16 protein-coding genes and 2 pseudogenes are annotated in these 12,932 nt (G+C 49.6%); 5 read left to right on the top strand and 13 right to left on the bottom strand.

What is annotated here, in order from left to right:
- Positions 1-111 precede the first annotated feature (111 nt).
- A complete protein-coding gene (locus B3041_RS05655; RefSeq protein WP_292970016.1) occupies positions 112-789 on the top strand; it encodes an SDR family oxidoreductase in 678 nt (225 codons plus the stop codon).
- Between the two features lie 14 nt (positions 790-803).
- Here B3041_RS05655 and B3041_RS05650 read toward each other — a convergent pair whose 3' ends face one another.
- From B3041_RS05650 to B3041_RS05600, 11 genes are all read right to left on the bottom strand, one after another.
- On the bottom strand, positions 804-1,463 hold the full coding sequence (locus B3041_RS05650; protein WP_065648639.1) for an epoxyqueuosine reductase QueH: 660 nt from the start codon (positions 1,461-1,463) through the stop codon (positions 804-806).
- Positions 1,464-1,584: 121 nt separating this feature from the next.
- Positions 1,585-1,941 (bottom strand): hypothetical protein, encoded by a 357-nt coding sequence (locus B3041_RS05645; protein WP_065650428.1) that lies wholly within the window; start codon positions 1,939-1,941, stop codon positions 1,585-1,587.
- A gap of 462 nt (positions 1,942-2,403) precedes the next feature.
- A complete protein-coding gene (locus B3041_RS05640; RefSeq protein ID WP_292970013.1) occupies positions 2,404-3,252 on the bottom strand; it encodes a DUF4942 domain-containing protein in 849 nt (282 codons plus the stop codon).
- Positions 3,253-3,283: 31 nt separating this feature from the next.
- A complete protein-coding gene (locus tag B3041_RS05635) occupies positions 3,284-3,412 on the bottom strand; it encodes a hypothetical protein (protein WP_292970011.1) in 129 nt (42 codons plus the stop codon).
- On the bottom strand, positions 3,409-3,789 hold the full coding sequence (locus B3041_RS05630) for a TA system toxin CbtA family protein (RefSeq protein WP_292970009.1): 381 nt from the start codon (positions 3,787-3,789) through the stop codon (positions 3,409-3,411). The genes B3041_RS05635 and B3041_RS05630 overlap by 4 nt, the downstream gene beginning before the upstream one ends.
- Positions 3,790-3,820: 31 nt before the next feature.
- Positions 3,821-4,147 (bottom strand): type IV toxin-antitoxin system YeeU family antitoxin, encoded by a 327-nt coding sequence (locus B3041_RS05625; protein ID WP_292970007.1) that lies wholly within the window; start codon positions 4,145-4,147, stop codon positions 3,821-3,823.
- A gap of 10 nt (positions 4,148-4,157) precedes the next feature.
- Positions 4,158-4,625 carry a RadC family protein gene (gene radC / locus B3041_RS05620; RefSeq protein ID WP_292970005.1) on the bottom strand — a complete coding sequence of 156 codons (468 nt, stop codon included), beginning with the start codon at positions 4,623-4,625 and terminating at the stop codon, positions 4,158-4,160.
- Positions 4,626-4,639: 14 nt separating this feature from the next.
- Positions 4,640-5,059 (bottom strand): antirestriction protein, encoded by a 420-nt coding sequence (locus tag B3041_RS05615; RefSeq protein WP_292970003.1) that lies wholly within the window; start codon positions 5,057-5,059, stop codon positions 4,640-4,642.
- An 82-nt stretch (positions 5,060-5,141) separates the two neighbouring features.
- The gene (locus B3041_RS05610) at positions 5,142-5,609 is read right to left on the bottom strand and encodes a hypothetical protein (protein WP_292970001.1); all 468 of its coding nucleotides are present in this window, start codon (positions 5,607-5,609) and stop codon (positions 5,142-5,144) included.
- Positions 5,610-5,665: 56 nt separating this feature from the next.
- Positions 5,666-6,076, bottom strand: a complete 411-nt coding sequence (locus tag B3041_RS05605) for a hypothetical protein (RefSeq protein WP_292969999.1) — start codon at positions 6,074-6,076, stop codon at positions 5,666-5,668.
- A 151-nt stretch (positions 6,077-6,227) separates the two neighbouring features.
- Positions 6,228-7,115, bottom strand: coding sequence for a GTPase family protein (locus B3041_RS05600; protein ID WP_292969997.1), 888 nt, complete (start codon positions 7,113-7,115; stop codon positions 6,228-6,230).
- A 428-nt stretch (positions 7,116-7,543) separates the two neighbouring features.
- On the opposite strand from B3041_RS05600, the gene B3041_RS05595 reads away from it, so the two are divergent.
- On the top strand, positions 7,544-8,977 hold the full coding sequence (locus B3041_RS05595; protein WP_292970051.1) for a YfjI family protein: 1,434 nt from the start codon (positions 7,544-7,546) through the stop codon (positions 8,975-8,977).
- 408 nt (positions 8,978-9,385) lie between these two features.
- A complete protein-coding gene (locus tag B3041_RS05590) occupies positions 9,386-9,970 on the top strand; it encodes an inovirus Gp2 family protein (RefSeq protein ID WP_292969995.1) in 585 nt (194 codons plus the stop codon).
- 64 nt (positions 9,971-10,034) lie between these two features.
- Here the strand turns inward: B3041_RS05590 and B3041_RS05585 are convergent, their stop codons facing one another.
- The gene (locus B3041_RS05585) at positions 10,035-10,760 is read right to left on the bottom strand and encodes a hypothetical protein (protein ID WP_292969993.1); all 726 of its coding nucleotides are present in this window, start codon (positions 10,758-10,760) and stop codon (positions 10,035-10,037) included.
- 114 nt (positions 10,761-10,874) lie between these two features.
- Between B3041_RS05585 and B3041_RS05580 the strand changes: the two genes are divergently transcribed.
- Entirely contained in the window at positions 10,875-11,057 is a 183-nt protein-coding gene (locus B3041_RS05580; RefSeq protein WP_349678554.1) for a helix-turn-helix transcriptional regulator, read from the top strand.
- 100 nt (positions 11,058-11,157) lie between these two features.
- On the opposite strand, the pseudogene B3041_RS05575 reads toward B3041_RS05580, so the two are convergent.
- A pseudogene (locus tag B3041_RS05575) lies at positions 11,158-12,051 on the bottom strand (glycosyltransferase); the annotation flags it as partial.
- Positions 12,052-12,670: 619 nt separating this feature from the next.
- Between B3041_RS05575 and B3041_RS05570 the strand changes: the two are divergent.
- Positions 12,671-12,846: pseudogene (locus tag B3041_RS05570) on the top strand (IS256 family transposase); the annotation flags it as partial.
- Between the last annotated feature and the right edge of the window lie 86 nt (positions 12,847-12,932).

Raw genomic sequence — 12,932 nt, 5'->3', positions numbered from 1 at the left:
CTGCCACCTGGTGTTAATGATGACGGTGATTACCGTGCTAACGTTAGTGTTACGTTAGTTCATCGCGGGCAGCATACGCTGCCCGTTTCGCTACCTGTCCGGGAGAAAAATATGAGCCAGTCACAACGCGCGTTGGTTATCGGTGCCTCAAAAGGGATCGGGCTTGCGGTGGTACAGCAGTTTTTGCAGGCGGGCTGGGATGTGACCGCCACCTTCCGCCGCACGGCGGTCTCATACCAGCACGAGCGGCTGCGCTGGCTGGCGCTGGATATCACCGACGGCGCGGCGCGTGCGGCGCTGCTGCAGCAGTTACAGGGTGAGCAGTTTGATGCAGTGCTGATCAACGCCGGCATTTTTGGCCCGGATGCGCAGCAGCTGCAGCAGGCAGAGGATGCGGAGCTGAGCGAGCTGTTTCTCACTAACGCGGTGGCCCCTGTGCGGCTGGCGGAGAGCCTGCTGCCGCTGCTGCGTGATAAGCAGAGCGTAGTAGGGATCACTACGTCACAGCTGGCGAGCCTGAATGAAAACCGCGTCGCCGCGATGCCGCTCTACTCGGCCAGCAAGGCGGCGCTTAATATGCTGAGCCGCGCGCTGGCAAAAGAGATGCGACCGCAGGGTGCGACGCTGCTGTCGCTGCATCCGGGCTGGGTAAAAACCGATATGGGTGGCGAGAACGCCGATATCACAGCGGAAGAGAGCGCAGCAGGGCTGGTTGCGCAGCTGCAGCGCTATCGCGGCGAGGGCGGTCATCACTACCTTGATTATAAAGGCGACGCGCTCGCCTGGTGATGTTTCAGGCCGGTTTACGCGTCGTCAGGCGCGTAATACTGCACCCCAATCTCAATGCGCTCCCGACCACCGGCCACGCGGTGCCGGTTGGTATCGCGCAGTGAATAGATGCAGCCGCAGTACTCCTGCTGATAGAAGCGCTCGCGTTTGCTGATCTCAATCATGCGCGATGAGCCGCCGCCTTTACGCCAGTTAAACTCCCAGTAGAGCATATCCGGATAGTGCGCCGCCGCCCGCACGCCGCAGTCGTTGATCTGCTTCATATCTTTCCAGCGTGAAATCCCGAGCGAACTGGTGATCACCGGAAAGCCGTGCTCGTGCGCGTAAAGCGCGGTGCGTTCAAAGCGCATATCGAAACACATGGTGCAGCGTACGCCGCGTTCCGGCTCCCACTCCATGCCGCGCGCGCGCTCAAACCAGTTATCTTTGTCGTAGTCAGCATCCACGAACGGCACGCCAAACTGCTCAGCAAAGCGGATATTCTCCTCTTTACGCAGCTCATACTCTTTCAGCGGATGAATATTCGGGTTGTAGAAGAAAATGGTGTAGTCGATGCCGGAGGCGAGCATCGCTTCCATCACTTCGCCGGAGCAGGGGGCACAGCAGGAGTGCAGCAGCACTTTATTGTGTCCGCCGGGCAGCGGCAGCGGCTGACGTGTGAAGGTTTCAGACATAAGTAACCGTTAAGCTTGCAGAGGATAGGCGTAGTGTAGGGAGTTACGGCACCGGATGCAAAATACGGCAGCGGAAAAACAAAAAGGCCGCAGGGCGGCCTTTTTATCACAGCAGTGCAGCTTACTCGCTGACTTTCTGTTTCAGATCGCTGGCACCTTCTTTGGTTTTGTTCCAGCCTTTCTGTGCGCCTTCTTTGGTCGCATCCCAGCCTTTCTCAGTGCCTTCTTTGGTCTTGTTCCAGGTTTTCTGGGTGCCTTCGCTGGCTTTGCTAGTCATGCTGTCGCTTTCGCCTTTCGCCGCGTGCTTTGCTTTAAGACGCTGCTCTTCGCCCTGATGCTGCGCCTGATGCAGTTTCTCTTTCGCGGTGTTAGCGCCAGCCTGAGCGTTAGCGACCGTATCGTCAGTTGCGTGTGTGGTAGCCGCAAACGCGGAAGAAGCCAGCAGGAAAGCAGATACAGCAATAATGGTCTTTTTCATCATAGTCCCTCATTTAACGTATTTGGTGATATGAGCGTAGTTAAGAGTGGCACACTGAGCAACGTTGCGCTCCAGGATAAAACTGTAAGTGAATGAAACGTGCTGAGGGGGTTAGGTTGGTTGTGAAAGTGGCTGCAGGGTATTGTTGCTAGGGGCGGGTTTTGAAATGGTGAATGGAGGGTTTGGGCTGAGCTATTGTTTGGATGGGTGGGGTAGTCGTATGGGCGAGAGAGTGGGAAGAAAATGAAAGTGCTGTTCGGTAAGCTTGGGTTGGTAAGCAGCAGGTGTAAAAGCCTGAAGGATTTTAAGCATACGGTCTTACGGCGCTACTGCGCTGGCGGAGTCTGAACTGGTTTTCTAACCAACTGAATTAAATCGTCAATTTATCAATTCAACTTTTCATTGGTGCCTAAGAGGGTGCCTAAAGTATTTTTCCATTTTTTTCAGCTCGTTTTTCATCATCTAACAACGTTGGTTAGTTGAAGGTGGGAGCTGGTCTGGATAATGCTTTGCAATGATGTCGTTCATCTTCTCGACCAGCTCAGGGCGCTTGAACGTGAGATGCGCGGTGCCCTTCTGAAAGTACCGGGTGGAGAAGTATGAATCGTCATAAACATCCTTGCCAGGATTATCGCGTATGTGATTCATCAGGTTGATGGAAATGTCTGCGCGATTGTCAGGTAACGCTTTACCATCGATCAAAAACAACACCCGTTCCAAATCTGCCAGCTGGTCGCGACGAAATCCCCACGTCAGACTGAAGCCCCAACGGTTGTGCGTCACCAGATTGTTGATGATGATCTTCTTGCCGAAGTAACATGGGCTGTTGGTTTTGTAATCCCATGACAGCCCTTTAAACACGTTGATAATCCCCCGCTCAAACACTTCCGCTTTGCTTTGGTGCAACTGTTCAAAGGTGCTGAGAATATTGGCTTCACTGATGGCCGGAAGGTCGCCATCTTCCAGATTCTGATACCACTGAGTACGGGCTTGCGCGTCCATCAGCGATAGCATGCCGGATTTCAGCATCAGATCGCGCCACAGACTGCGGTCGATGTTACGCGTGATAACTGGCATCGCTTTATCCAGCTTTTCCATCAGCCAGCAATCATAGCGATGCCCTTGCTTCATCGCCCAGTCAGAGGCGTTACCACCACCGATTCCGGCAGTGAACTGAGAAATGGCGTTGAGTTGCTGAATCAATTGTTCGATCTGCGCCAGCGCTGTATCACGTCCGGTGACGATGCGCTCGATGCTGGTGGAACAAATAATATCGGTATGGTCGGTAAGCACGTTTGATTCCGGTTGCATGTTGTCTCCCTAAATGAAAACACCCGCCGGTTTAAGAACGGGTGCATGAGTTGAGGTGAGAAATGATGAAAAAGTTACCGTCAGCCTTTAGGGCGATTTTGCCCATGTTCAGCGCCAGCACACTGATACTGCCAGCGCTGAGGTTCAGACCGATTTTCACTGTGGTTTCTCCTGCCGATACCGGCCCGTTGTGATTCGGGTTATGGTGCTGTAGCCGCTGCTCACTATCAGTCCGGTTGCACGACGGGCACGCAGAATGTCGATGGCTCCAATCAGCGATGAGCGCTCGCTGAGGTTGAAACGGCTGTTGTCGGTGCGCACCAGTTCATACCTTTCCACAATGAAATTAACGGCATCACACAGTGAGATACCGGCGTTGATGTGCGCCTGAATCACGTTGTCGTCGCCAAACGGCGTGTCGATGAGCGTGAGGCCATAGTGTTTATCCAGTAGATGTGTGAGCAGCAGCTGCCAGACCTGCACGGGCGACGGGCATGGCTCAACCGCCAGTGGCTCGGGTAATGGTAAATTTTGCATGTGGCGTGATCCTGTTGTTAGATGCGGCGGGTTAGCCGGTGACTGCCAGAAAGGGATAAATCGCGAGGTAAACGTAGCCGTGTGAACCGAGGGTATCGGCCTGGCAGATCAGCCCGTTGTGATGCAGGGTAACGCGTTGCTGCTGGCGGGGATTCAGCTCACCGGCTGAAAGCATATGTTCCAGCTGTTTCATTATCAGAGGAAAAGCCTGGTCCAGGCGCAGTGCTTCATCGTCGCTGAAGTCGCCGGTAAACCCCGCCCGGTCAGCCAGGAGGTGCAGCCGGTTACCTTCCTGCACCAGCCTTGCGCCAAAGCACGGCGTTTTACCGCACGCCAGTCCCCATTGTTCAGAATGCATATTTCCTCCTTCAGGACCAGCCGCGTTCGGCGAACGAGACAATCTCTTTGCTGCCAACAATCAGATGGTCCAGCACGCGCACCTCAATCAGCGCCAGCGCTTTTTTCAGCCGCTCGGTGATGCACCGGTCTGCATCGCTGGGCTCGGCATATCCGGAGGGATGATTGTGGGCAAAGATGGCCGCAGCGGCGTTGTGCCGCAATGCAGCCTTAACCACCTCGCGGGGATGAATTTCCGTACTGGTGATGGAGCCGTGAAACAGCGTTTCGTGTGCCAGTAGCCGGTTCTGATTGTCCAGAAACACCACCATGAACACTTCCCGCTCCAGCCCTGCGAGGTTCAGCCGCAGCCAGTCGCGGGTGAGTGATGCTGAGGTAAACGACACGCCGGGTTCGCGCAGGTGATTTTCGATAAGCGCCAGGGCGCGTTTTATGGTGCGGTGTGATGAAAGCGGAAGAAGTAATGCAGTAGTTTCCATAACGTCCTCCGGCATCAGTCGATGCTGTGCATGATGGCGCTGCTTTCAGGATGGCTCAGCGCAAATTCACGCAGGTGATAGTAGTGTTCGCTCATGGCGGGGCTGCCGGTTCTGCAGGCATGGTGACTCCAGTTCAGCAGGCAGACACTGATGCCTGCGGCTTCACTGCTCATCTTCGCGCTGTTGCCATTCAGCTTGTTGAACACGGCCCAGTTGTCTTCGCAGTCAGGTGCGATGAAGGCACCACCGTTGCTGAGCGTGTAATAATTCCAGTATCCGCCGTTGTAGGCTTCGCACAGGCGATCCATCCATGCGAAGGCGCGAGGCTCCAGCAGCATCCACTGGGGGATTTTGCCGAAGTGCTTCGGCCAGAAGTTAAGGCGTTGCCTGCCGGGTACAGGTGATGCGGTTACGGGTGATGTGGTTTGATTCATGGTGATTCCTTTTGGCATAAAGCAAAACGCCCCGCTCTTTCGAGCGGGGCGTCTGAAGTTTTGATGTCAGGGGGATGGGTCTTCAGTTGGGTAGCGTAAATTCATTACGTTTGCCATTAGCCCAGATAACGCTTAGGCGGGTAACGCCAGCCTCGTCATCGACGGTGATATTGTCAGCGCGGGACAGATTCGAATTGTCATCATCGAAAACAATGCTGGTGAGAGATGGAAAGGCGGCTTGTTTATCGACATACCAGAAATCCGGCGTCTGATTTGCAGCTGTTTCGGGTGCATCGGATGACATCAGAATGGCGTATCGGCTCGTCTCTCCGGCGCGGGTATAGTTGGCGGCTTTTTCCTTCGCACCTTTAGGGTAGTCAGCCATCAGATAACGGTCGGTTTTGTCAGGCCCACACAGATGGCACACCATATAGCCCTGTTCATCGTTAATGAGCCGTGCGCCTCTGCCTGCTGGAGTTGCGGCGGCGGAAAACGCCAGCGACAGGCACAGGGCGGCGAACCCTGCACGTCGGGTAATTAACTCAGTCATGATGTTTCTCTCAGATTTGATTTAGCGGTAGATGGTGATACTGCTGGTGGGCAAAATTAGCCGTAAGTAAACATGCCCTGGTTCGTATAAATTCTCGCCTCAATCACTTTGCAGACGATCCCCTGCTGCCACAGCGTGTTGCCGAAGCGCCACGTCAGGCTTTCAGCGAACTGCATTTTGCGTGGTGTAAACGCCTCTTTGTTCGGCCACCATCCTTCCATCCGCCGCCCCTGAATGGTGGCTACACCCTGTTTAAGCTGCGGGCATTTACCGCGATTCACGTCAATCTTCTCAATGCGGATGTTGTCCACTTTTGCTGTCACCGTGACATAGACGCAGTCATTACACTCCCAGCCGCTTTTGGTGATATCAACTTTGATGGGGTATTTATCCTCATCTGCTGCGCGCGCAGGCATAACAACAAATGATGCGCAAACGACCAGTGCTGCTGTGACTATCTTTTTCATGTTCTCTCCGGGCGTAACAATCCCTGTGAATCATCACATTGATATTTAATGGTTAAATTTAATAATGGGGTAATGCCAGCCCGATTCTATAATCCAGTGCTGGTGGGGGATAATGAAGATAACCGATCGTATCGATCGGCAATTCTGATCGTCATTTGAAGAAAAATGACCAGACTGAACCCGCCACGCTGGCAACGGTATGCGTGACGGCCTTGAGCGCACTGCGAGCTAACTGAGGTAATGGAGCCAGGTCAATCACACGGTCTATAACCTCCACGACGCCCTCGCCAAAACTGCTGCGGGCGGTGCTGATAATGCTGCTGGTGCGGTAACCCGAATGCAGGTGCGGCACCAGCGGACTGCGGGCCTGCTTTGGGAGGTGAGTAATGATGTGTTCAACCAGCGCGGGCAACCGATAGCGACCGCGCACCGAGACCGGTAAGACGACGTTTTCTGCCAGGCCAAGCTGTCGGGCCACCGCCTGTTGCTTCAGCGCAATATGCTCCGCCTGTAAAGGTGAAGGCTGTGCAGACGGCCAGCGCCATTGTTCCGCTGGCTCGATTTTGTCCACCTGATTAAGCACCCAGATAACCGGTGGTAGCGGTCCGCTGAACTGCTGGAACACATCGTGACAGAACTGTTCTTCAATGGAGAAAGCACGATCATCAGCCTTGAGCACCCATATCACCATGTCCAGCTCGGGAATCAGTTGGCGGTAGAGATCACGGTATTCGCTATCGCGCTGCTGACTTTCACCGACGCCGGGGAGATCCACAAGTGTCAGATAGTGGTTACCAAACCTTAACCGCACACGCTGTGGCTGTCGGGTGCAGGCTTCCACCGTGTTCATACCACAGACTTCACTGCGGAATAGCGCGTTGCAGAGCGATGATTTGCCGACACCGGTTTTACCCATGATGCCAATCACGGGTTCATAAGTGACAAGCTGATTGAGTTCACGAATTAGCGTCTGGCGTAGCGTTCGCGGATAGCGCCGCAAATGGCGACGAATAAGGGCATAACCTGAAGGTTTTTTCATAGGCGTTCTCAGCATAAAAAAGGCCATCCGGTGTGGATGGCCTGAAGTCGTCAAATGGGAGGGAATTCAGTTAGGTGATATATACCTTAAAATTATTTAAAATTTTTTTTTGGTGGCGCCTTTACTTATCCGTCCGAAAAGACAGTGAGTTGATAATGCCGAGGGGAAATTCAAATAAAAACCAAATCAGCGAAAATGTGAAACTCCTCTTGCGGGATGATGATTTAAAAACCGCTTATGTGTCACGTCATTAACTCTATAATTCATCCTGATTTGTCTTTTTCAGTCCAATCGAGTCCAGTGAGAAACAGAATATCCAATCAGGTCTTATAAAATGCAATTTGGTTCGATATTTATTTTGATGTTGACGTGCGATCTGGTTTGCTATTAATTGCTTCCACTGCATACCAACAGCCTAAAGGTGAAATATTTCTAACATTCCAGTCAATGCACTTCCTGATCTCATTCGTGAAACCATTTATGATATAGCGGAGCATACACAAGCTCCACGGGCTTTAATAACATCCTCTGTTATCAGTGCATTATCTCTGGCATGCCAGGGTTTAATAAAAGTGAAGGTAAATGATAGCCTTGAATATAACACCTCTATTTTTTCTCTTGTAATTGCTAATTCTGGAGAAAGAAAAACATCCGTTGACCGAATGGTTCTCGCACCATTTTATCAACATGACAAAGCCAAACTGGCTCAGTCTGATGAACTGAAGTCAGGTCATGGCACCAGACTGATGGCATGGCGTGAAAGAGAAAAAGGTATTCTGAGTCAAATCAGGAAAAAAACAGTCCAGGGGCAATGCACTGCTGCATTGTCTGATGCGTTAGTCGAACTGCAACTTGAAAAGCCTTTACTGCCCAAAATGAACAAACTCATTTATAACAACGTCACTCCCGAGGCTCTACAACATGCGATGTATAATCATGGTTCGCACGTAGGATTGATTGCCGATGAGGGAACAAATATTCTGGATCGTAAAGTGATGAACGAATTCAGCTTTACTTGCTCAATGTGGGATGGCGTTCCTTTCAGTGTTGAACGAAAAACGTCGCCGAGTTTTACTATCGTAAATGGTCGCATCACCTTGTCTGTGATGGTACAGAAAAAACCTTTTGATTTTTATTTAAGGCGCCAGGGAGAAAAAGCCCGCGGTAGTGGCTTTTTTGCGCGTTGCCTGATAGTTAATATTGATGAACAGCTTTCCACGCAAGGTGAGCGATATATCGATGATCGCCCAAAAAGCTCTCATTATCTGACACTCTTCCATAAACGAATAAATGAACTTCTGAATGAGAAAGATTTACAGGATGATGTGTCTTTTGAAAAAGTTCTGTCTCTCACTCCTGCTGCTTTGTATGAATGGCAGGAAATTTATAATCTGATTGAGAGCCGTATTGGTCCGGATGAAGATTACGCCAACATGAATGACTTTGCGTCCAAGCTTGCTAATAATGTTGCCCGACTATCAGCCCTACTCAGCTACTTTACCCAGGGAGAGCGTTTGATTGAAAAGGAATATGTTGAAAGTGCATGGTTGATATGTGAGTGGTATATGAACCAGGCCATAAATCTGTTTGGTTACGAAGACGGCTACTATGAGGCTCTCTTATTATCATGGCTGCACCGTGAATATTCTCGTTCAGATGTTCGCATCAAATATAATGATATCCGAAGGTTTGGGCCGAATGTTCTGCGAAAAGGTAAATTGCTGGATAAGGTAATCAGCAACCTGGAAAAAGAAAGAGTCATCGAAATTGACTACCTACGCCACGGGGCAAGAGTCGTATGCAGAGATCGTAATTTTCATGACAATATTTTTCACAAAAATCCTGTTTTTAAGTACTACTGAGTTGCTACTCCTGCGACTGTCGCAAGTTGTAGCAGCTAAATTGACTAAAAAACTAATAAATTAATTTCAGAGTGAAATTACTGAGGCTTTTTTTTCATTTGCCCATCAGGCATGGGTACACACTATTGCTTTGGCCTGAATAATTAATGTTTGACTGTCGGTGTAGTATTATATATCCGTATACCTCCATCATATTTATTGGTGGTTAATTATACATACTCATTAACTATCAACGTATTGAGATAATGGTCTAATCATCCTCGATTGTTATCATTTGAGTGTAGATACATATCATTAATCAATCGTCAGTGTTTATTACTCATGCGTAGGGTATGCAACGGATAAGCTTGCAATGGTTGCGCTATGGTCTGCTGTCATAATTAATAGAATTGACTTAAAGGTATTGAAATGGACAATGATTCTCATAATGAACAATATCGCCAGGACTTTATGAATGTCATCCATGATGCTGTTGATGAATTCCCCCGTACTTTAGCGCTACGGGTTGATTTGCGTTTTTCGAAGGATTATCAGTATGAAACATCCAACAAAGAAATCACACGCTTTATTGAATCGTTGAAAGCTAAGTTAGTGGTGGACTGCCGGAAGCGCTGCGAACGATGGAATCGCACCGCGCGTAATCGCTTACGGTATATCTGGGTGCGCGAGGTTGGTGAACGTGAACGCCGTAAGCACTATCATGTTCTGCTTCTGCTGAATAAGAATATCTACAAAGGGCCAGGTAATTTTGGTTCCGATAAAAGCCTGGCTGCCTTAATTCAACAGGCATGGTGTAGTGCGTTAAGTCTGGAGTGGAAGCAACACCGACAGTTAGTCCACTTTCCACAAAAAGCATGTTGCTATCTGCATGGCAATTCAGCCAATTATATGCAGGAAGCGACAGACCTGCTGCGCAATATTGATTACATGGTGAAAAATTATTCTAAGCCTTATGGCGATGGGTATCGTTCGATAGGTTCGAGTCGCAGGTAGTATGTACGGATAAAGCTGGCAGTTTGGTCATATCGTCTGCCAGCATATTTGGCTTTAATCACAGCTATTTCTTTTTAGGCTTTACGACATTATCAAATGCAGCTTTTATTTTCTGATCCTGACTTGACCAGACCTCAACCCGGAGCATCTTCATTGCAAATATTTCATCTTTCGTTTTGGACTGATTATTTCGATCACGGGCAGAGGGCCATTCCAGTTCATTTATTCCATTCTCTATGTCTTTTAACGCTTCTAATTTAGTGTTCCACCCGCATGGGGGGCACTTTTCCTGCAAAAGTCTGATAATTCCAGCTTTAACGGCATCAAAGCGAGCCGCTTTACTTTTGCCACCCTGCGCCGGAACATCTGTTTTTACGGCCTGACCCTGTTGCCACAATTCTTCATCTGCTAGACCTCGGCAGTAATCAAGATATTCAATGCCCTGGAGAAGGCACTTTATCGCTTCATTTTTATTCGTGTTCAGGAGCCCAAGTCCCAGATGCCAGTTAACATCAGCCAGAAAAATAAGATCACCCATAGTTTCGCGAGTTGTGACCGGATCATCAAATGTCATCCTGTAAACTTGATCATCAAACTTACGGCGTGCTAACGGATTCTTAAGCATGCTTTCAACCAGCGATAGTACAAACTCATGATATTCATTGGCATCTGAAACCACCTCTTCCTGTTCCCGCTCAGCCACCCTGAGTCTCAACGACAATGCTGCACTCTTGTTGTTGAACGCAGTTTTCAAGCCAACGATAAAATCATCAAAATTAAAATCACCCATAATTCAGCTAGTTGCACTCCGTAAAAAATGAGGTATTGCAGCCGTATGTTGCACAACTGCAGCAGCAGATACTTTGGCTCCCGTCCAAAGCAAACCAAAAGAGGAAGTCTTATCATGGAAACAACAGCCGTTAAAATCTTGCGCATACCTGCACTTGTCAAGAAGTTAGGAATTGGTCGTTCTACGGTATATGATTGGCTTGACCCGTATTCGACCCGTTATGACCCGACTTTTCCGTTGAGGATAAAAATTGGAGTAAAAGCGGTTGGCTGGCTGGCTGGAGTCGGAAGTCGATGAATGGATTTTGAACAAAACGAAACAACCCCTGGCCCCTGTTTCGCCTTAGTTTTAGAAGATCACCCGGTAGGGAGTGAGACTCACACTCCTCCCACTGGATTTAATTCTCTCCCCGCATCCTCAGCCAAAGTTTCAGATAAAAACACAGATCGCTGAAATTACTGATGCCGCTTAACAAGCTACCGAAAGAGATCCGCTCGCGGAATTTACGGCGAATTGCCGCTTTGCCATTGACGTTGTTGCGGTAGAGTCCCAGAAAATGGCGGGACTCTACCAGAGCGTGCCGGAGCAGATACTGTCGCAAGTCCCGATACTGGTGTTGCTCACCAAGACGAATAATCTCCGCAATCACATCCAGATAGCTCAGCGCCCTTACATCGTAGTAGTCAGTCCGATTGGTGATGGAGGCCGTGTTAATGCGATAGCAGTAATCTTTGTCATCAGCGATGTGGAACTGTGCATTGCTCAGTGCCAGTTCAATGGTCCAGAGTATGTCTTTATGGCTTTTGCCGGGATAAAACTGCAACTGGTGCAAGCGGATGCAGGAAGAGCGAGCGATTTGCAAGCTGAGATAGTGCGGCCATTCGCGTTGTGTGACGCAGTGACGTATCCAGTCATGGCCCGATAGCCGCTGCCCGTAAGGCTGCCGGGTATGTATCGCTCTGCTACGAACGTCAGGCTCAATCCGCCAGCCGTTGCAAACCATCACATCGACCTGTGCTGCCTGCACTTTTTGCCAGCGGTTATACACAAATCCATCGCTCACCTCGTCGTCAGCATCAAGGAACAGCAGCCAATCACCCCGGTGAACTGTCAATGCTGCATTTCGTGCAGCATAAACGCCCAGATTCGACTGAGACACCAATACAAGGCGCGGGTCATCAATACTGGCAACGATGTGGCGGGTGTCATCTGTGGAACCGTCGTCTACTACGATGATCTCCATGCTGACATTGTGTTCGCTCAACAGCTGGTGGAGCAGTGCGCCAATAGTATCGGCCGCATTTCATGCGGGGATGATAACGCTGACATCAATGTGATTCGGCATAGCAGTGTCATCACTTCTCACCGTTTACGGGGTCTGACGGGCACTGACGTTTTCTCCCGAACTTTACGCATCAAATCATGTAAACACTCTTCACACAGCGTTTTATCCGTGGACAGCTGGCGCTCAATGAAACCGCGCTTTTTGTTGCAACGCTCGCAGCGTTTCATGTGGGCATTCCTGAAGATGGGCTGCTTGCAGGGTTTAGAACCGATGCATGCAGATAAAGGAGTGGGAAGGATAAACAACGCAGTGGCGGGAAAGGTAATCGTTTTGATAGATCAATAAATCGTTATCGATCGTTCTTACCGATCAATTTTTTGAGCGACTGATGATTCTTCAGAAAGCAAAGAAAGCATGCCTTCTTAATTTAACCTGACTTACTTAACCGCCACACAAATAAATGCCGATCAAATCGCAGAAAGCCCACAACAAAACGCTGGTGACCAACTTCTAAAACGGTCTTTAAACGCTTATTGCAGTACTCTCTTTGCTGCTGCAAATATGTGGAGTTGCTGGCAGGTTAGCTGTATGAGTTAACGCGAACCTTAGCTCACTGTGTTGGTGATTACATGCAGCTATTAAAAAGCGCAAGATGTTCCCTGTAGACTACTCGATCTATGAGGTGATTTATCTGGCTATCAAGGATGAGTCGAAGAAATGGATTATGTCGATCCACAACTGGCGGCTGGCAATGAACCGTTTATTATCGAGTTCGGTGATCGTCTGAGTGCTCACCTTTAATATGGTGGCTATTGCATAGAGTAATTTACAGGGCCCGCTTAAAAAGCAGCGTAGTAACGCGCCATCTTAGCCATGCCTCTATACTA

The sequence above is a fragment of the Pantoea sp. UBA4549 genome, from assembly GCF_002387285.1.
Taxonomy (GTDB): Bacteria; Pseudomonadota; Gammaproteobacteria; order Enterobacterales; family Enterobacteriaceae; genus Pantoea; species Pantoea borealis.
Note: the sequence above shows the minus strand (reverse complement) of the source record. Positions and strands in the feature narration are given on the sequence as shown.